This window comes from Mesorhizobium sp. M0195 (assembly GCF_040322115.1).
Taxonomy (GTDB): Bacteria; Pseudomonadota; Alphaproteobacteria; order Rhizobiales; family Rhizobiaceae; genus Mesorhizobium.
In genome coordinates this window covers 881,813-900,678 of record NZ_JAMYSV010000001.1, presented here as the reverse complement: position 1 = coordinate 900,678, position 18,866 = coordinate 881,813, and the positions used below count along the sequence as shown (strand labels likewise).

The window sequence follows — 18,866 nt, the reverse complement described above, 5'->3', positions numbered from 1 at the left end:
GCCTTAGGTGTCCGTCGGAGTAGAATTATCAAACGGTCCCTCAGCCGCGGGCGAAAGCCGTGTTGAGCAGCGTGATCTGGTCGGACACCGGATTGAGGCGACGGCTCGACGGCGGCACCTCGGTGAGGCCGCCATAGATCTCCTCGTCCATGCGGCGCACCAGCGCCTGCAGGCGCAGCGAGCGGTTGACGAGGTCGGTGAAATCGTTCGGCAATTCGGCCCAGCCGGGCGCCTCCTCATGCGCCGAGGCGGTGTCGAGACGCACCTTGGATTTTTCTGAGGCCACCTGATCGCGGGTCATCTCGCCGGAATTCGCCGCCCGTTGCAAAAGCAGCCACGAGGCGACCTGCATCAGCCTGGTGGTCAGCCGCATCGATTCGGCCGCATAAAGCGTCGCCGCCGGCCTCGACAGCTTCTTGGCCTCGGCGCGGCCCTTGCCGTCGAGATACTCGGCCGCCTGCTCGACCAGGCCCATGCCTTCCTGATAGAGCGGCTTGAAGGATTGGGAGAAAACCCGGCGCTCCGCCAGCTTGATGGTTTTCGCGCCAGCCTTCGAAGGCTCGTTCATTGCCACGCCCCTGCACTTGCCTCACAGCCGGCCGATTCGGCTCTTGGTCTGCCACATCCGGCAGCCTAAACGACTGAAGCTTGAAAATGCGCTTCGCTGCCAGCGAAGGCAAGCACATGTTTAACAAACGGTTAACGGCCGCATTTAGCCGCTAGACGCCCATGCCGGCGCACAAAAAAAGAGCCGCGGATAAGGCGGCTCTCAGGAGTTTAACAGGGAGGCGTCAAACAAAGTGGCTCCAACCACTCGGTAAGAATCCAGATCACTGGATGGACATAGTAAACGCCTGTAAAGCTTAACGAAGCCTTAACGCAGCGCATATTTTTCGATCAAGGGCCCGGCATCTGTGCCGTAACAGCACAGCTGACCGGCCAGGGCGGCGTTCACACCACTGGCTGGAAGCGGGGGCGACCCGCTTGCGCCATGGTTCTTCCAGATCGTGACCGACATACCGAAACAAAGCGGCACTGCCCGCGACATCGTTCCGAAACAGGCGACGCGCTAAACGCCGCGCTCCTCGCAACGAGGCGGAGCAAACCTTGCGCTCCGGCAATCATGAAAATCTCTCAAGGAGCGAACAATGGATTGGTACTCGGTCGTTAAATTTCTGCACATCGTCTCGGCGATCCTCTGGGTCGGCGGCGGCTTCACGCTGATGCTGCTTGCGGTACGCGCCGACCGTGCCGGAAACGTCGAAGGCATGCTGCAGGCGATGCGCGCCACCGGCGAGCTCGGCAACCGGTTCTTCGCGCCGATGTCGATGCTGACATTGCTCTTCGGCCTCATCATGTGCGGCTTCTGGGTCGGCTTTTCCGATCTGTGGGTGCTGATCGGCCTTGCCGGTTATGCGACGACCTTCTGCATCGGCATGTTCGTCTTCAAGCCGACTGCCGACCGCATGGCAGGCATGATCGCCAAGGATGGCGTGACGCCGGCAGTGCTTGCCCAGGGCCAGCGCGTCCTCAATGCCGCGCGCTTCGACTATTCGGTGATGCTGGTGATCATCGCAGACATGGTGCTGAAGCCGACGCTGCACGACATCACCATTCTGGGCTGCATGGCGTTCGTGCTAGCAACCGGCGTTGCCCTGGCGCTTGGCAGGACGCGGCCGCTGCTGCCGAGTGCCGCCTGAGGTTTAAGGAATCCGACGGCGGCCGACTGGGGCCGCCGTCTTACAGGAGGCCGGCGATGCCGTCCCACAGAAGCTTAACCGCGACGACCGCCACGGTCGCATAGGTGAAGGGATAGAACAACTCCGGCCGCATCCGCCGCACCAGCCAGGCGCCGGCGATTGTCGACAGCGGCGCCAGCGGCATCAGCACCGCCGACGCGGTCAAATTGGTGGTGTCGAACTGGCCGAGCGCGAAATAGGGGATGAGCTTCAGCGCATTGGTGACGGCGAAGAAGATCGCCGCGGTGCCCGACAGCACCTTCGGATCGAGCCTGATCGGCAGCGCATAGACCTGAAAAGGCGGGCCGCCGACATGGGCGACGAAGCTGGTGAACCCGGCAACGGTACCCCAGAGGCCGGCGGCGACGCGGTTGGGCTCCGCCGCGTGGCCGGCACCGTGGCGGAGTTGCAAATAGAGCCAGCGCAGCACGAAGATCAGGGCAACCGCGCCGACGATCAGCCTTACCATCTCTTCGGTGACCAAGGCCGCCGTCAGCCAGCCAAGGGCAATGCCGATCACGGCGCCCGGCATCATGTCGGCCAGCATCTTGCGGTCGAAGATGCCCCACCATGTCCACACCGAGACAATGTCCATCAGGCACAGAATTGGCAGAAGGATAGCGGCAGCCTGAACCGGCGGCATCGTCAGCGCCATCAATGGCACGCCGACAAAGCCGACGGCGCCGCCGAAGCCGCCTTTCGACAGGCCGACGAGGATGACGGCCGGAATGGCCGCGGCATAGAACCAGGGATCGACGAGCAGGCCTGACATGAGGGAAAGGAGGCTGGAGGGAAGTGATCTCTGGAATAGACCAGAAATGGCCAGACCGCGACCGCAAATATGTGGGCCACGCCACCGAAACCCGTCACATGTTTGGCATGTCGAGCGGCGGCGGGCGTCTCCGGATCGGCTGCGCCTTGATGATCGCGGTGCTGGTTTCGGCCTTGTCGGCGATGCGGTCGAGAATCCCATCGAGCTCGCCGATCGAGCGGACGAACAGCCGCGCAACGAAGCAGTCATCGCCCGTCACCTTGTCGCATTCGCCGAATTCGGGGATTTCCTCGATCAGCTTCTGGACGATGTGCAGCTTGCCCGGCAATGGCCGGACGCGAACGATCGCCTGCAAGGCGTAGCCGAGCGCCTGCGGATCGATGTCGATGGTGAACGCGCGGATGACGCCGCGATCCTCTAGCCGTCGAAGCCGCTCCGAAACGCTTGGCGACGACAACCCGACCTGCAGCGCCAGTTCCTTCAGCGAGGTCCGTGAATCTTTGACCAGGATATCGAGGAGCTTTCTATCGAGCTCGTCCAGCATTTTACAATTCCAGGAAAAGAGCGATGTTTACCTAATTTAATGAGGCTCGTCCTGCATATCACCGGCTACAAGTCATGGAAAGACCCGATCCGCTGTGGGATTATAAAATCTCAACAAAGGTTCGGGAGCATCCATGGACAACACGGTACGCGGCACGATCGAAATGACGGCGGCGATGGCGATCCTCGGCACGATCGGCTGGTTCGTCGTCCTTTCCGGCCAGCCCATCATGGACGTGGTGTTCTGGCGCTGTGCTTTCGGGGCGGTAACGCTGCTGATTATCTGCGCGGCGCTGGGACTGCTGCGCGGCAGGCTGTCGCTTCGCATTGTAGCCATCGCGGCTCTCGGCGGTGCTGCCATCGTTATCAACTGGCTGCTGCTGTTCAGCGCGTTTTCGCGTGCCTCGATCTCGATCGCCACGGCTGTCTACAACACGCAGCCCTTCATGCTGGTGGGTTTTGGCGCGCTCTTCTTCTCTGAACGGCTGACGATGACCAAGCTGACCTGGCTCGGCATTGCCTTCGCCGGCATGCTGCTGATCGTGCAGGCCGCGCCCGATGCAGGCGATCATGGTACGGATTACTTTGCCGGCATTGCGATGGCGCTGGCCGCGGCTTTCTTCTGGGCCGTTGCGGCTATCGTCACCAAGAAACTCAAAGGCACGCCGCCGCACCTGATCGCCTTGATCCAGGTCTGTGTCGGCGTCGTCATGCTGGCACCCTTCGCCAATCTCACCCACCTTCCCGCCGACGCGCGGAGCTGGGGCATGCTGGCGACGCTCGGCATCGTCCATACCGGCCTGATGTACATCCTCATGTACGGCGCCATCCAGAAGCTGCCGACGCATCTGCAGGGATCGCTGTCCTTCATCTATCCCGTCGTCGCCATCCTCGTCGACGTGGTCGCTTTCGGTCATCGTCTGCAGCCGGCGCAGATCGTCGGCGCCGCCGCCATCCTGGTCGCCGCCGCCGGCATGAACCTCGGCTGGTCGCTGTGGAAATCGAAAGTGCCAGCCTAGAGCCCGCAAGCGCCCCCCTGCCGCCTGTTCAACTCCCGCACTTTGCTCTATGCCGCAATGCAACCATCTTCGCCCGGCATAGGCGATAACCGGGACCGAACACCAATGAATGACGCAACGCCGCCCAACCGCTGCCGTATCGTGCTGATCGCGCCGCCAAACGTGCCGGCCGAGCGCATCGCCGCGGCCTTCGACGGCGGTGACGTCGCCTCGCTTATCCTGCCGGAAAACGGTATGGACGAGGCCGCCTTCCAGGCCTTTGCCGAGCAGATCGTGCCGGTGGCGCAAGCGGCCGGCATTGCCGTCATCATTGCCGGCGACACCCGCATCGCCGGCCGCGTCCAGGCCGACGGCATTCATGTCGAGGTCGGCAAGGACGAGCTCGCCGAAACGATCGAACATTTCCAGGCCAGGATGATGGTCGGCACCGGCGGCGCCAAGACCCGCGATGATGCGCTGGAACTCGGCGAGCTCAGGCCTGATTACATCTTCTTCGGCCGCTTCGGTTACGACAACAAGCCGGAGCCGCACCCGCGCAACCTGTCGCTGGGGCAATGGTGGGCGGACGTGATCCAGATCCCTTGCATCGTCATGGCCGGATCCGATCTTGCCTCGGTGGAAGCGGTCGCCGCCACCGGTGCCGAATTCGTTGCGCTGTCCAGCGCCGTCTTCGCCGACGGCGCCGATCCGAAGACGGCGGTTGCCGCCGCCAACGCGCTGCTCGACGAAACCGCGCCGCGCTTCGAGGACTGACGTGCTCTCGCGGAAAATCCTTTTCAGCGCCTTTCTTGCAACGGCCGTGACGCAGGCGATAGCGGCGGAACCCGTTCCGCTACCGCAGCCCAGGCCGGATTCCAGCGAACCTGCCGATAAGCCGATCGCCGCACAATTGCCGCAGCCCGCCACGACCGCCCCGTTGCCGTCGGCCGATACCATCAACCCCGACCGCTTCGGCGCAAAGCCGTCCGACGCCGCCTACGGCGCCTTTCAGCGCGGGCTCTACAAGACGGCCTACAATCTTGCGCTGTCCCGTGCTCAAAACGGCGATCCGGCGGCACAGACGCTGGTGGCCGAGATACTGTCGCGCGGCCTCGGCGTGCCGGTCGACGCGGCTGGGGCGGCGAAGTGGTATGCGCTTGCCGCCGAGCAGGGCGTGCCGGAATCGCAATTCCAGTATGCGCTGATGCTGCTCGACGGCCGCTACGTCAAAAAGGACGAAAAGGAAGCCTATGCGCTGATGCAGGCCGCCGCCGAGGCCGGCAACCGCCTGGCGCAGTTCAATTTTGCGCAGCTGATGGTCGAGCAGGAGCCCGGCGATGCCGGTATTGCCAAAGCCGTATCCTATTACGAGCGCGCTGCCGCGACCGGGCTTGCCGACGCACAATATGCGATGGCACAGGTCTACGCCAACGGCGCCGGCGGCAAGCCGCGCGACGATGTCCGCGCCCGCGGCCTGCTGGCACAGGCCGCGCGGCAGAACTATGACACCGCACAGATCGATCTCGCCACCTGGATGATCGAGGGGCGCGGCGGCGCACGCGACCTGAAATCCGGCTTCAACTGGATGAAGCAGGCCGCAGAAGGCGGCAATGTCGCTGCCCAGAACCGTCTCGCCAAGCTCTACATGAACGGCATCGGCACCGATCCGGATCTGATCCTAGCCGGCGCCTGGTATGTTGTCGCCCGCCGCGCCGGGCTCATCGACCAAGAAATGGACGATTTCCTGCAGGGCCTGACCGACGAGCAGACACAGCAGGCGCTGCAACGGGCCAACCGCCTGCCCTGATCGCGATCTCGCGACTCATCGCACCCGGGCTCGTCAGGCGGGCTCACTGCGTATGATCGAGCACGACCTTGCCGAAGGGCGAGCCGTGTTCAAGGTACCGAAAGGCTTCGGCGGCCTGGCTCCACGGCACAACCCGGTCGATCACCGGTCTCAACCGGTTGACGACAATGGCGCGGTTCATCGCCTCGAAGGATTCGCGTGAGCCCACCGGTATGCCTCGCGCCCGGACCTGCCGGCGGAAGATGTCGAGCGGGTTGATGGCGCCGTCACTGCCGCCGAGATAGCCGATGACGTTGATCTGGGCGCCGCGCGCCGCTGCCCTCAGGGATTGTGCAAAACTCTGCGGTCCGCCAACCTCGATGATATGGTCGGCGCCGCGGCCATCGGTCAATCCCAGCACGGCCGATGCCCAATCGGGGATGCTGCGATAGTTCACGCCATCCTGCGCGCCAAGTTGCTTTGCCCGCGCAAGCTTCTCGTCGCTGCTCGACGTCACGATGACGCGCGCCCCGGCAGCGGCCGCGAACTGCACCGCAAACAGCGAAACGCCGCCGGTGCCGAGGCAAAGCACGGTGTCGCCGGGTTTGACGCTGCCCTCCGTAAACAGCGCGTGCCATGCCGTCACGCCGGCGCATGGCAGCGTCGCTGCTTCGAGGTCGCTCAGATTGGCCGGCGCCAGCACCGCCGCCTGTTCGTCGAGCCGGGCAAATTCGCTGAGCAGCCCGTCGATTGGGCCGCCGCGTTGGTAGGAGGGCTCAGCCATCGCGAAACTGCCACCGACCCAGCGTTGCCAGAAGGTGCCGCAGACCCGGTCGCCGATCTTGAACCGGCTGACCTCGGCGCCGATGGCAACGACTTCGCCGACGCCGTCCGACAGCGGCACCAGCGGCAATGCAAACTTCGTGTGATAGCTGCCGCGGACGATCTCGGCATCGCGGTAGTTCAGCGCCGTGGCCTTGACTTTCACAATCATCTCCTGACGCCCTGGTCCAGGCATCGGCCGCTCGACCATTTTGAGGTTCTCGAAGCCGCCCGGGCTCCGCAATTCGATCGCTTTCATCGTCGTCCCTTTCCGGCTGGGTCCTGCCGGAGGAAAATCGCTTGCAACCCATCGGATTTCAAATTCATAATGTTCAGAATAATTATGCTTCTATGACATGTTCTGGTGTATCGTGCTTGAAGAATTGAAAACACTGGCCCTCTTTGCCGAGGAGGGTTCGATTCAGAAGGTGGCTCGACGCCTGCCATTGACGCAGCCGGCCGTCACCCGCCAGATCCAGCGGCTGGAGGAAATGCTCGGCACGGAATTGCTCGACCGCCGGCTGAAACCGTCGCGACTGACCCCGGCCGGCGTAGAAGTGCTGGCACGCGGCAAGGACATTCTCGCCGCGGTCGACGCGCTGAGATCATTCGCCAAGGGCGACGAACCGGAGGGCCTGCTGCGGCTCGGCCTCGCGCATGGACTTTGCGACAAAGCTGTGGCCGCCGCTATCGCTGATGCCGTGGCGCGGTTTCCGAAGGTCTCGCTGCGGCTGAAGAGCGGCTGGAGTCTTGAGCTGGCCGACCAGCACAAGCGCGGACAGCTCGACCTCGCCTTCATCCTGGACGGCAGCAATTCCAAAGCCGGCGACGGTGTTGTCGGAACCGAGCCCCTCGGCATCATCGCTGCCGAAAACACCGGCCGGCAAGCTGGCGTCAAGACCATGCCCTGGGTCCTCAGCCCTGAACCTTGCGACGCGCGCCGGCGGCTGGCGGCTGCCCTTGCCGAGGGCGGCCACAGGTTGATCGTCGGCGCCGAGATTCAGGACAGCGTGCTGCAGATCGACTGGGTTCGTCGAGGCCAAGGCCTTGGCCTGCTGCCCAGGCGGCTGCTGCGGGAAAAGCTGCCGCAGGGTATTGCCCTGGTCGACGCTCCCGGCCTCGAGCTGTCGCTGCGAATTGTCGTCCTACGTTCGCCGCACCTGCATCTTTTGAGAAAGGTTGCCGACGCGGTGACCGAGGCGGTCACCGCAACCGTCGGGACGGACTGAGGCTGCCGCGCCGCGTTGCCGGGCCAGCTTCGTTCCCGCTTCACCTGAAAGGCGCTCCTTGCCTCTGCTGGCGATTTGTGGTCTTGGAGGCGCCAAATTGCCCTTTGCGGCGATCATCTCATTTCCGGATCACCTCACCATGGCCAAGATCAATGGCAACGAAATCCGTCCCGGCAATGTCATCGAGCATGATGGCGGCCTTTGGGTGGCGGTCAGGACCAACACCGTCAAGCCCGGCAAGGGCGGCGCCTACAACCAGGTCGAGCTCAAGAACCTGATCAACGGCACCAAGCTCAACGAGCGCTTCCGTTCGGCCGAAACGGTCGAGCAGATCCGGCTCGATCTAAAGGATTTTTCTTTCCTCTACGAACAGGGCGACGCGCTGGTGTTCATGGACACCGAAAGCTATGAGCAGCTCGAACTGCAAAAGGAGTTCGTCGGCGATCGCGCCGCCTTCCTGCAGGACGGCATGATGGTCACGGTCCAGCTCTATGACGAAAGGCCGATCGGCATTTCGCTGCCCGACTATGTCACGTTGACCATCACCGAGGCCGACCCGGTGGTGAAGGGCCAGACGGCAGCCTCGTCCTACAAGCCGGCGATACTCGAAAACGGCATCCGCGTGCTGGTGCCGCCGTTCATCGGCTCGGGCGAGCGCATCATCGTCGATACCAACGAAATCACTTACGTGCGCCGCGCCGACTAAAGCGCGGGCAGCAGGAAGAAACACAATGGCGCGTTCCGCGATCCTCAATGTCATGGTCCAGGCCGCAATGAAGGCCGGCCGCTCCCTGTCGCGTGACTTCGGCGAAGTGCAGAACCTGCAGGTCTCGATGAAGGGGCCAGGCGACTATGTCAGCCAGGCCGACCGCAAGGCCGAAGACATCGTCTTTGCCGAACTGTCGAAGGCGCGGCCCGGCTACGCCTTCCTGATGGAGGAACGCGGCGTGATCGAGGGCGACGACGGCCAGCACCGCTGGATCGTCGACCCGCTCGACGGCACCACCAATTTCCTGCACGGCATTCCGCTCTTTGCCGTTTCAATCGCGCTGGAGCGCCAGGGCCAGATCGTCGCCGGGGTCGTCTACAATCCGGCGATGGATGAGCTCTATACCGCCGAGCGCGGCGGCGGCGCTTTCATGAACGACCGCCGGCTGCGCGTCGCCGGCCGTACCAAGCTGGTCGATGCGGTGATCGGCTGCGGCATGCCGCATCTCGGGCGTGGCCAGCACGGCAATTTCCTCATCGAGTTGCGCAATGTCATGGCCGAGGTTTCTGGCGTCCGCCGTCTCGGCTCCGCCTCGCTCGATCTCGCCTACGTCGCCGCCGGCCGCATGGACGGGTTCTGGGAAACCGGCCTGTCGGCCTGGGATGTCGCCGCCGGCATCTTGCTGATCCGCGAGGCGGGCGGTTTCGTCTCCGATTTCGCCGGGGGACAGGACGTGCTGAACGCCGGTTCGCTGGTTGCCGGCAACGAACTCATCCAGCGCGCGCTGTTGAAGACCATAAAAAGGCCACTCTCAGCCAGCTGATAGAGGCGCGCCGCGCTGAAGCGCCGCAGTCGCAAAACCGCAACCAAAGCTTGAAATACTCGCCCGCGGCCGCCCAGATAAGGCGACGCAGGATCATCGATGACGAACAGCCGGCCCAAATCCCAGAGCGAATTCTCCCAGCTCGACATTCCCTTCATGGGGCGCTGGCATTACTCGCGCGCCGAGATCATCGCCGACGGTATTGTCCACGCCGTGGGCATCGTGCTGGCGATCGCTGCGGGCTCGACGCTGCTGGCACTGGCCGCCTATCGAACCGGCCCCGGCGAATATGTCGCCGCCGCATTCTATGTGGTCTCGCTGCTCACCGTGCTGTCGATTTCGCTGGCCTACAATGTCTGGCCGGTGTCGTCGCCGGCAAAATGGATATTGCGGCGCTTCGACCATGCCGCGATCTACCTGTTGATCGCTGCCACCTACACGCCTTTCCTGGCCCAGCTCGGCGGCTCGCCGCTGGCCGTTTCGACGATCCTCCTGGTCTGGACCGCCGCGGCGGTCGGCATCGCCATCAAGGTCTTTCTTCCCGGCCGTTTCGATCGGCTGGCGATCGTCTTCTATCTAGCCATCGGCTGGAGCGGTCTCGTTCTGGTGGAGCCGCTCGTGCGGACGCTGCCGGCGACATCGATCGCGCTCATCGTTGCCGGCGGCATCGTCTACTCCTGCGGCGTGATCTTCTTCGCCTGGAGGGGCCTGCGCTTCCACAATGCGCTGTGGCATGGCTTTGTCGTCACCGGCGCCGGCCTGCATCTGGCCGCCATGGTCGACTGCCTGGTCATCAACCGGCTTTGACCTCCGGTCGCGGACAGTGGCAATATTGCCAAGCGCCATTCAATTTCGTCACAATTCCGTTTAGAGTCGCAAACACAAATTGATCGGCGGCGACGGCATCGGAAACGGGGCACGGATGACTCTTCTCAGATCCTTCGGCATGGGCAGGCGCTCCGACGTTCTGATCTACGATCCGCACAAATTGTCGAGTCCGCAGGTGTTTCTGCTGACCATGGTGATCTTTCTGTTCATCGTGGCCTTTATCGCCGCCATCCTGACGCGCCAGATCTCGACCGCCTTCGTCACCAATCCCGGTCTCAACGGCCTGATCATCGGCGTGCTGGCGGTCGGCATCCTGCTGGCCTTCGTCCAGGTCGGCCGGCTGTTCCGCGAGGTGCGCTGGGTCAACTCGTTCCGCGCCGGTTCCGAGACAACCGAGCCGGTGCTGCTGGCGCCGATGAAGGCGATGATCGGCCGCTCCTCGACGATTGCCTTCTCAACCAGTTCGATGCGCACCATGCTGGATTCGATCGCCACCCGCCTCGACGAAAGCCGCGACACGTCGCGCTACCTTGTCGGACTGCTGGTGTTCCTCGGCCTGCTCGGCACCTTCTGGGGCCTGCTCAATACGATTGGCTCGATCCGCGAAACCATCGAGTCGCTCGATCCCGGCACCGGCGATGCCGCCGCCGTGCTCGAATCCCTGAAGCAGGGACTTTCCGCGCCGTTGGCCGGCATGGGCACCGCCTTCTCGTCCTCGCTGTTTGGCCTCTCCGGCTCGCTGGTGCTCGGCTTCCTCGACCTGCAGGCCGGCCGCGCCCAGACGCGCTTCTATACCGAACTCGAAAACTGGCTGTCCTCGGTCACCGACCTGTCCTCCGACATCGTCGTTGCCGACGCGGCGAGGACCGAACCCTCCGAGGAAATCCGGCTGTTGTCGGAAAAGCTGCGCACTCTGCAGGAAAATGGCGGCGGCTCCAATCCGCGCGTGGCCACTGCCATGGCCAATCTCGCCGACGGCATTTCCGGCCTGGTCAAGAACATGCGCTCGGAACAGCAGATCATGCGCGACTGGGTCGAGGCCCAGTCCGACGAGCAGAAGGCGATGCGCAACACCCTGGAGAAGATCGCCGACGCCTTGAAGAAGCCTGGAGTGCATTGACGTGGCGTTGGCGCGAGGCCGGCGCTCCGACCGCCGCATCGATTACTGGCCGGGCTTCGTCGATGCGCTGTCGACGCTGCTGTTGGCGATCATGTTCCTGCTCACGGTTTTCGTTTTGGCGCAATTCCTGCTCGGCCGCGAGATCTCCGGCAAGGACACGGTGCTCAACCGCCTCAACTCGCAGATCAATGAGTTGACCCAGCTTCTGGCGCTGGAGCGCTCGACGACACAGGACAAGGAAGACACCCTTGCCAATTTGCAGGCATCGCTATCCGCATCGGAGGCCGAAAAAAGCCGGCTCGAGCAATTGCTGGCGCAAGGCGCCGGTGCCGGCGATGCCGCCAACCAGCGCGCAACGGCCCTTTCCGGCGAGCTCGACAGCCAGCGCCAGATCAGCCAGCAGGCGCTGAGCCAGGTCGAGATCCTCAACCAGCAGATTTCGGCGCTGCGCAAGCAGATCGCAGCGCTCGAACAAGCGCTCGACGTGTCCGAAACGCGCGACCGCGAATCCAACACCAAGATCGCCGATCTCGGCCGCCGCCTCAACGTCGCACTGGCGCAACGCGTGCAGGAGCTGAACCGCTACCGGTCCGATTTCTTCGGCCGCTTGCGTGAAATTCTCGCCGACCGCGAGAACATCCGTATCGTCGGCGACCGCTTCGTCTTCCAGTCGGAAGTGCTTTTCCCGACCGGCTCCGAAGTGATCAACGATGCCGGCAAGGTCGAGATGAAGAAGCTTGCCGATGCCATCATCGAATTGCAAAAGGAAATCCCGCCGGAGATCAACTGGGTGCTGCGCGTCGATGGCCACACCGACAACAAGCCGCTCTCCGGCACCGGCCGCTACCGCGACAATTGGGAATTGTCGACGGCGCGCTCGACCTCGGTGGTCAAGTTCCTGATCGAGAACGGCGTGCCGGCCAACCGGCTGGTCGCGGCCGGCTTCGGCGAATTCCAGCCGCTCGACCCCGCCGATACCGAAGAGGCGCGCAACAAAAACCGCCGTATCGAGCTGAAGCTGACCGAGCGGTGATCTGCAAGCCTTTGGCTTATATCATGCGCCAGGGCGAGCCGGCTCAAGTCGGCGGCATTTAGTGCACTGGTGCGGCAGCGGCAAGAGCTGAAAAAATTACCTTTTTTAATTACATTTTGCCGCCGTGGCCTTTTAGCCTTGGTCATGGGCCGAGAACCGCCGGCGGTAGAACCGCTCATCGCGACGCGACGGAACCTGACGGCCCGCGGCCGGAAGGCAGGGCCCCTCCCAACCACCGCCTTCCGCAGTAAAGGAGACGCAACCATGCGCTTCTTCGCTCCCAGGAATTTTAGGACCGCTGCGCTCGCCACACTTCTCCTCGTTCCGTTTGCCGGCGCTTACGCCGGCCCACGCGAGACGGCCTTGATCAATCAGATCCAGAGCGTGGAGACAGGTATCCAGGGCGCCATCCAGGCGAACAAGCTCGAGCCGGGCGAGGCGCGTGACTTGCGCACGCAGGTCGCTCAACTCGACCGGGCCGCCGAGTGGGCCGCACGCGAGGGAACGATGCCGAGCACGCAAGATCAGCAGTTGCTGGCGCAGCTCGACGATGTCAGCCAAAAGGTGCGCGCTGATACCGGCAGTGCCTTCCTCATCGGCAACGGCGCCGATGGCGGATACTATCCGAACGGCTATGGCCCAACCTATCCAGGCGGCTGAAACCGGCCGCAGCGCCCGGCGCTGTGGCAATTGATTTTTGCGCATGATCCTTGTCCAGCTTTCGGTTCAGGGAATCATGCGCTAGCCCAACGCCTGCGCAATCAGCGCCAGCACTGCCGGCACGGCGTCGGTCGCGGGCGGCTTTCGGGGTTGCCAACAGTTTTGCATTGATATCTTTTCTCGCCGTCAAATCAGCGGAACCCACAATGTCCTTTCAAAAACTCGACGACCTCGGCCACAAGCTCGAAGCACTGGAACACGCCCTTGCCATCCTCGGCGCCGATGAAGCGACCCATATGGCGGTCGGCGGCGGCGAGAAGCGCGCGGAGGCAATGTCGGCGCTTGCCGGCATGCACCATGCCCGGGCGACTGCGCCGGAGATTGCCGATTGGATCGCGGCGGCCGAGCAGGAAGCGCTGAACGAAGAGCAGCAGGCCGCGGTCAGGGAATTCCGCCGGCAATACACCAACCTGACCTGCCTGCCGGTCGAGTTCGTCGAGCGCCAGACGACCGCGCGCATGCGCTCCGAGCAGCTCTGGCGCGACCTGCGCGCCAAGAACGACTGGGCCGGCTTCCTGCCGGCGCTGGAAGGCGTCGTGGCGCTAGTCCGCGAGGAGGCGGCACTTCGCGCCGAGGTACTCGGGCTCGAGCCTTACGACGCGCTGATGGAGCAATATGACCCGGGCAATCGCACCGCCGACATCACGCCTGTGTTTGCCGAGTTGAAAGCCTTCCTGAAAGGCTTCGTACCGGAGGCACTGGCCGTGCAGGAAGAGCGGCTGGCGAAACATCCGCTGAAGCCACTTTCCGGCAGCTACCCCTTGGACAAGCAGCGCGAGCTCGGCCTCGCCATGATGGCGGCAGTCGGCTTCGACCTCACCCACGGCTCGCTGTCGGTTTCGCACCATCCTTTCTGCGGCGGGGTGCCGAGCGACGTGCGCATCACCACCCGCTACAAGACCTCGGATTTCCTGTCGGCGCTGATGGGCGTGCTGCACGAGACCGGCCATGCGCTGTACGAGCAGAACCTGCCGAAGGCGTGGGCGCACTGGCCGCTTGGCAAAGCGCGCGGCATGGCGGTGCATGAAAGCCAGAGCCTGTTCGTCGAAAAGCAGATCGGCCGCAATCCAGAATTCTGGCGCTGGGCGCTGCCGGTGCTCGAAAGACACCTTGGTGAGATCTGGACGATCGACGACATCCTGCCGCATGTGCACCGGGTCGAGCGCGGCCTGATCCGTGTCGATGCCGACGAGGTCACCTATCCGCTGCACGTCATCCTGCGCTACGAGCTGGAGCAGGAGCTTGTCTCGGGACGGCTGGAAGCAGCAGACCTGCCCGAGGCCTGGGATGCCAAAATGCGCGATTATCTCGGCCTGTCGACATCAGACAATCCGGCTGATGGTCCGATGCAGGACGTCCACTGGCCGGGTGCCGCCTTCGGCTATTTCCCCTCCTACACGCTCGGCGCCATGATGGCGGCACAGCAATGGGCGGCGTTGACCAGAGATCATCCTTCAGCCGACGAAGACCTCGCCAAGGGCGATTTCGCCGCGATCAACGACTGGCGCCGCAAAAGGATCTGGTCGCAAGGCTCGCGCTGGTCGACGCCGGAACTGCTCCAACGCGCCACCGGCGAAAAGCTCAATGCCGTGCATTTCACCAATCACCTGAAGAAGCGGTACGGGAAGTGAGCCGCTCCGTCTATTCCCGGCTCTTGCCGCGGTGACCGCGGAAATCCGCGAAACTGGCCTTTACTTTGGTGGGAAAGCCTCTGAAAAAGGAGTTCTTCCAAGTTGGGCGAGCGTAGATGTCTGCCTGTTACAGTTTTCATAGGGTGAAGTCTTTCTGGCCCCCATTGGTATTTTTCATCTTATTGATCGGTCTGAGTTCTCCGGCCATGTCCGACGACATGGTTTTCAAGGGTCCGGCAGAAAGCTGGGTAAAGCAGCTTGATATTCCGGCTGCCGATCCCGCCCGATCGGATCAAATCAAGAATGGCGTTTCATGGCTGCTCTCGGACGACCAGATCAAGCATCGCGCCGGCGGCTATGTCGAGTACTCGCGCACCGTCTATAAGATCGTCGACCGTCCCGGCCTGGATCGTGGCGCGAGTATCGATCTGCAGTTCGATCCGTCCCGGCACAAGGTCACGCTCAACCATCTTCACATCATCCGCGATGGCGCCGTTCTGGACCGGCTGGAAGGCGTCGAATTCGACATCTTCCGCAGGGAAAGAGACGCCGAGAAAGGCGTCTTCGACGGCTGGCTGACTGCACATGTCAACATCGATGACGTGCGTGCCGGCGACATCGTCGATTACGGGTCGACCTACGAAGTAACACCGCTGGTCGGCAAGGACCTTTTCTTCAAGAATTTCTCCACCGAATGGGAAGAGCCGGTAGCGCTTCTCCGCACAAGCATCATTTGGCCTTCGGGCCAGCCGCTCCAGATCAAGACAAGGGGAACCCGACTTAAGCCCTCAATCTCCCCGACTGGGCCGGACACCACTTATCTATGGGAAATTCCAAACCCGAAACCGGTCAATGTCGAGGACAACCTGCCCGTGACCTATCCAGGCTGGGGCTCCATCGATGTCGCGTCTACCGCGAATTGGCAAAGTGTGGTCGATGCCGTTGCGCCCTATTACAAGCCAGCGACCGTTTTCCCCCCGGCTTTTGCCGCAAAGCTCGATGACATCGCTCTGCGGCATCCGGCGCCGGAGGACCGAATGGTCGAGGCAACGCGGTTGGTGCAGGACCAGATCCGCTATGTAAGCCTGTCGATGGGTGCCGGTTCCTACGTTCCGCGTGATCCCGCGACGGTCATCCTGAGCGGGTTCGGTGACTGCAAGGACAAGGCCCTGCTGCTGGTTTCGTCGCTTGTGCGGCTTGGCATTGCTGCCGAGGTCGCCTTGGCCGATCTCGACGAGGGACGGGCCCTGGACCAGCATCTGCCGGCGCTCCGCGATTTCGACCATGCCATAGTCAAGGCAAGGATCGGAGCAAAGACATATTGGCTGGACGCCACGAACTATCTTCAGGGCGGCAGGGCGCACAATCTCGCACAGCCGGACTACGGCTTCGCGCTGCCGCTTTCCAGCACCGGCGGGTTGGAGAAGATGCCGAGCCCTGTGCTCACCAGCCCATCGATCCAGATCGCCGAGGAATTCGACTTTCCGCGCAAACCGGGCGATCCCTTGGTGCTGACGGTCTTCTCGACATATGAGGACGCCGATGCCGATTGGATGCGCGGCAATTTCGCCAGCCGGTCGCTGAGCGAGGTTTCGGACGCCTACCTGAAATACTACAACAAGCAATATCCGGGCATCCAAACCATCGCCAAGCCGGAAATCGTGGATCGCCGCGACGGCAACATAGTGAGCGTGAAGGAAAGTTATCGCTTGCCGGCGGAGGCGCTGGCGGCCAACGATCTGGCAAAGAATTTCCCGATCCGCGCGGCCGATCTCGGCAACAACTCTCTTCCAACCCCGACAATCGTCGACCGAACCGGGCCCGTCTCCCTCGGCTCCCAGTTCTACCGCCGCCACAAGGTGACCGTGCGCAACCTCAAGGCGAGGTTTTCCGGCGAATCGATGAAAAACGTCGTGACGCCCTACCTGTCTCTCAAGGCGTCCTGGTCCAACACGCCCACCGAATTTCAAGTTGAATGGAACTTTCAGACGCTGGCAAGTGAAGTGCCGGCCAAGGCGATTGCCGATTATCTGAAAACCGTCGATGACGTCGCAGACCAAATTCGCTGGCAGTACGATTTTACCTATGAAGAGCCGCCTGCCGATGTGCAGCTCAGCGATCCGGCAAAGGAGCAGCGACAGACCGTCGCCAGCATGCTTTTGTTGTCGTTGCTTGTCGGCGTTCCCCTGTTCATCGCCTATCGACGCGGCAAACGCCGAGCTTTCGGTAGCTGAAGAATCCCGGCCGTCGCGGGCAGACCTACTCGGCCGCGCCCCTGAAAGCATTCGCACCGGTATCGAACTGCAGCTTGGCCAGCCGCGCATAGATGCCGCCCTTGGCGACCAGGCTCTGATGCGTGCCTTCCTCGACGATGCGGCCGCCATCCATAACCAGGATGCGATCGGCCTTCAGCACGGTTGCCAGCCGATGGGCGATGACGATCGTGGTGCGGCCCTGCATCAGCCGGTCCAGCGCCGTCTGCACCAGCGTCTCGCTTTCGGCATCGAGTGCCGAGGTCGCCTCGTCGAGCAGAAGGATCGGCGCATCGCGCAGAATGGCACGGGCGATCGCCACGCGCTGGCGCTGGCCGCCCGACAGCGTCACGCCGCGCTCGCCGACCTGGCTGTCATAGCCTTTTTCGAGCTTCAGGATGAACTCGTCGGCAAGCGCGTCCTTCGCCGCCGCCTCGATCTCGGCCTGGCTAGCACCGGGCCGGCCAAAGCCGATATTGTCGCGCGCGCTCGCCGCAAAAATGGTGACGTCCTGCGGCACGATGGCGATGCGCGCGCGGATCGCGGCCGGATCGGCCTCGCGCAGATCGACCCCGTCGATGACGATCCTGCCGGCCTCCGGATCGTAGAAGCGCAGAAGCAGCGAAAACACCGTGCTCTTGCCGGCGCCGGATGGCCCGACGATCGCCACCGTCTCACCGGGTTTGACCTGAAAGCTCAGGCCATGGACGGCGGCGCGGTCGGGCCGGGCCGGATAGGAGAAGGAGACATCGTCGAAGCTGACCGCGCCTCTCGCCTTTGCCGGCAGCGGCGTCGGATCGGCGGGCGCCTGGATCGCGGGTTTCTCGGCCAGGATCTCGGTCAGCCGTTCGGCGGCGCCCGCTGCCTGGGACAGTTCGCCCCAGACTTCCGACAGGGCGCCGAGCGCGCCGGCGGCGAACACCGAATAGAGCAGGAATTGGCCAAGCGTGCCCGGCGACAGCGTGCCGTCGAGCACGTCGCGCGAACCGAACCACAGCACCGCCACGACCGACGAAAAGATCATGAAGATGGCGAAGAAGGTGAGAAAGGAGCGGGCAAAGATCGAGGCCCGCGCCGCTTCGAACGCTGCTTCCACGGCGGATGAAAAATACCCGGTTACAAGCTTCTCGTTGGTGAAGGCCTGCAGGGTGCGCACCGCGCCGATCTGCTCGCTGGCGTAGGCGGTGGCATTGGCCAGAGTATCCTGCGCCAGCCGTGACTTGCGCCGCACCGAGCGGCCGAAGGCGACCAGCGGCAGCACGATTAGCGGAATGGCCGCGATAACCAGGCCGGACAGTTTTGGGCTGGTGAAGACCATCATCGCCACGGCGCCGAGGCCAAGGATGACGTTGCGCAAAGCCACCGAGGCGGTGGCACCGACGGCCGATTTGACCTGCGTCGTGTCGGCGGCGAGCCGCGAGACGATCTCGCCCGACTGGGCCGTATCGAAGAAGGAGGGCGACAGCGTAGTGACGTGGGCAAAGACATCGCGGCGGATATCGGCAACGACGCGCTCGCCAAGCGTGATGACGAAATAGTAGCGGCTGGCAGACGCCGCCGCCAGCACGGCGGCCATCACCACCAGCATGGCGAAATATTCGGCAATGAAGCTGGAATCGGAAGCGGAAAAGCCGTGATCTATCATCCGCCGCACGGCCAGCGGCAGCGCCAGTGTCGTCGCCGCCGCGACGGCCAGCGAGGCGATCGCGCCGATGACCATTTTGCGGTAATGCATGATATAGGGAAACAGGCGCTGCAGCGGCCTCAGCGAGCGCTTGCGCTCGTCTGCATCGCCGCTGATGTTCGCCATGACCCGTTTCCTTTGGCCCTTTGAGGTTTGCGCCATCAATATGCGCTTGCC

Annotated in this window: 18 protein-coding genes; 13 read left to right on the top strand and 5 right to left on the bottom strand. The window is 63.2% G+C overall.

Features of this window, described 5'->3' with window-relative positions; genetic code table 11:
• Nucleotides 1-40: 40 nt before the first annotated feature.
• The gene (gene rcdA, locus NKJ12_RS04510) at nucleotides 41-568 is read right to left on the bottom strand and encodes a protease adaptor protein RcdA (protein WP_352504944.1); all 528 of its coding nucleotides are present in this window, start codon (nucleotides 566-568) and stop codon (nucleotides 41-43) included.
• Nucleotides 569-1,148: 580 nt separating this feature from the next.
• Here rcdA and NKJ12_RS04505 point away from each other — a divergent pair.
• The gene (locus NKJ12_RS04505) at nucleotides 1,149-1,700 is read left to right on the top strand and encodes a DUF2269 family protein (RefSeq protein WP_352476095.1); all 552 of its coding nucleotides are present in this window, start codon (nucleotides 1,149-1,151) and stop codon (nucleotides 1,698-1,700) included.
• Nucleotides 1,701-1,740: 40 nt separating this feature from the next.
• Here the strand turns inward: NKJ12_RS04505 and NKJ12_RS04500 are convergent, their stop codons facing one another.
• Together NKJ12_RS04500 and NKJ12_RS04495 are read right to left on the bottom strand one after the other, a co-directional pair.
• Nucleotides 1,741-2,511, bottom strand: a complete 771-nt coding sequence (locus tag NKJ12_RS04500; protein WP_352504943.1) for a sulfite exporter TauE/SafE family protein — start codon at nucleotides 2,509-2,511, stop codon at nucleotides 1,741-1,743.
• Nucleotides 2,512-2,605: 94 nt separating this feature from the next.
• Nucleotides 2,606-3,055, bottom strand: a complete 450-nt coding sequence (locus NKJ12_RS04495; protein ID WP_352504942.1) for an Lrp/AsnC family transcriptional regulator — start codon at nucleotides 3,053-3,055, stop codon at nucleotides 2,606-2,608.
• A gap of 133 nt (nucleotides 3,056-3,188) precedes the next feature.
• Here NKJ12_RS04495 and NKJ12_RS04490 point away from each other — a divergent pair, with 133 nt between their 5' ends.
• From NKJ12_RS04490 to NKJ12_RS04480, 3 genes are all read left to right on the top strand, one after another.
• The gene (locus NKJ12_RS04490) at nucleotides 3,189-4,073 is read left to right on the top strand and encodes a DMT family transporter (protein ID WP_352504941.1); all 885 of its coding nucleotides are present in this window, start codon (nucleotides 3,189-3,191) and stop codon (nucleotides 4,071-4,073) included.
• A gap of 105 nt (nucleotides 4,074-4,178) precedes the next feature.
• Nucleotides 4,179-4,826: a thiamine phosphate synthase gene (locus NKJ12_RS04485; RefSeq protein WP_352504940.1), complete on the top strand. Its 648-nt coding sequence runs from the start codon at nucleotides 4,179-4,181 to the stop codon at nucleotides 4,824-4,826.
• 1 nt (nucleotide 4,827) lies between these two features.
• Nucleotides 4,828-5,859, top strand: a complete 1,032-nt coding sequence (locus tag NKJ12_RS04480) for a tetratricopeptide repeat protein (protein ID WP_023678013.1) — start codon at nucleotides 4,828-4,830, stop codon at nucleotides 5,857-5,859.
• A 43-nt stretch (nucleotides 5,860-5,902) separates the two neighbouring features.
• Here NKJ12_RS04480 and NKJ12_RS04475 read toward each other — a convergent pair whose 3' ends face one another.
• Entirely contained in the window at nucleotides 5,903-6,919 is a 1,017-nt protein-coding gene (locus NKJ12_RS04475; RefSeq protein WP_352504939.1) for a zinc-dependent alcohol dehydrogenase family protein, read from the bottom strand.
• Nucleotides 6,920-7,016: 97 nt separating this feature from the next.
• Between NKJ12_RS04475 and NKJ12_RS04470 the strand changes: the two genes are divergently transcribed.
• From NKJ12_RS04470 to NKJ12_RS04430, 9 genes are all read left to right on the top strand, one after another.
• Nucleotides 7,017-7,889, top strand: a complete 873-nt coding sequence (locus NKJ12_RS04470; RefSeq protein ID WP_352687194.1) for a LysR family transcriptional regulator — start codon at nucleotides 7,017-7,019, stop codon at nucleotides 7,887-7,889.
• Nucleotides 7,890-8,028: 139 nt separating this feature from the next.
• A complete protein-coding gene (gene efp, locus NKJ12_RS04465; RefSeq protein ID WP_254816449.1) occupies nucleotides 8,029-8,595 on the top strand; it encodes an elongation factor P in 567 nt (188 codons plus the stop codon).
• A gap of 25 nt (nucleotides 8,596-8,620) precedes the next feature.
• A complete protein-coding gene (locus tag NKJ12_RS04460) occupies nucleotides 8,621-9,421 on the top strand; it encodes an inositol monophosphatase family protein (RefSeq protein WP_352504937.1) in 801 nt (266 codons plus the stop codon).
• Between the two features lie 99 nt (nucleotides 9,422-9,520).
• Nucleotides 9,521-10,228 carry a PAQR family membrane homeostasis protein TrhA gene (gene trhA / locus NKJ12_RS04455; RefSeq protein WP_352687191.1) on the top strand — a complete coding sequence of 236 codons (708 nt, stop codon included), beginning with the start codon at nucleotides 9,521-9,523 and terminating at the stop codon, nucleotides 10,226-10,228.
• 115 nt (nucleotides 10,229-10,343) lie between these two features.
• A complete protein-coding gene (locus NKJ12_RS04450; protein WP_352476085.1) occupies nucleotides 10,344-11,369 on the top strand; it encodes a MotA/TolQ/ExbB proton channel family protein in 1,026 nt (341 codons plus the stop codon).
• A gap of 1 nt (nucleotide 11,370) precedes the next feature.
• The gene (locus tag NKJ12_RS04445) at nucleotides 11,371-12,402 is read left to right on the top strand and encodes a peptidoglycan -binding protein (protein WP_352465687.1); all 1,032 of its coding nucleotides are present in this window, start codon (nucleotides 11,371-11,373) and stop codon (nucleotides 12,400-12,402) included.
• A 264-nt stretch (nucleotides 12,403-12,666) separates the two neighbouring features.
• The gene (locus tag NKJ12_RS04440; RefSeq protein ID WP_352504935.1) at nucleotides 12,667-13,062 is read left to right on the top strand and encodes a hypothetical protein; all 396 of its coding nucleotides are present in this window, start codon (nucleotides 12,667-12,669) and stop codon (nucleotides 13,060-13,062) included.
• A 206-nt stretch (nucleotides 13,063-13,268) separates the two neighbouring features.
• Entirely contained in the window at nucleotides 13,269-14,753 is a 1,485-nt protein-coding gene (locus NKJ12_RS04435; RefSeq protein ID WP_352504934.1) for a carboxypeptidase M32, read from the top strand.
• Nucleotides 14,754-14,959: 206 nt separating this feature from the next.
• Nucleotides 14,960-16,987, top strand: coding sequence for a DUF3857 domain-containing protein (locus NKJ12_RS04430; RefSeq protein WP_352701351.1), 2,028 nt, complete (start codon nucleotides 14,960-14,962; stop codon nucleotides 16,985-16,987).
• 25 nt (nucleotides 16,988-17,012) lie between these two features.
• Here the strand turns inward: NKJ12_RS04430 and NKJ12_RS04425 are convergent, their stop codons facing one another.
• Entirely contained in the window at nucleotides 17,013-18,815 is a 1,803-nt protein-coding gene (locus tag NKJ12_RS04425) for an ABC transporter transmembrane domain-containing protein (protein ID WP_352504931.1), read from the bottom strand.
• Between the last annotated feature and the right edge of the window lie 51 nt (nucleotides 18,816-18,866).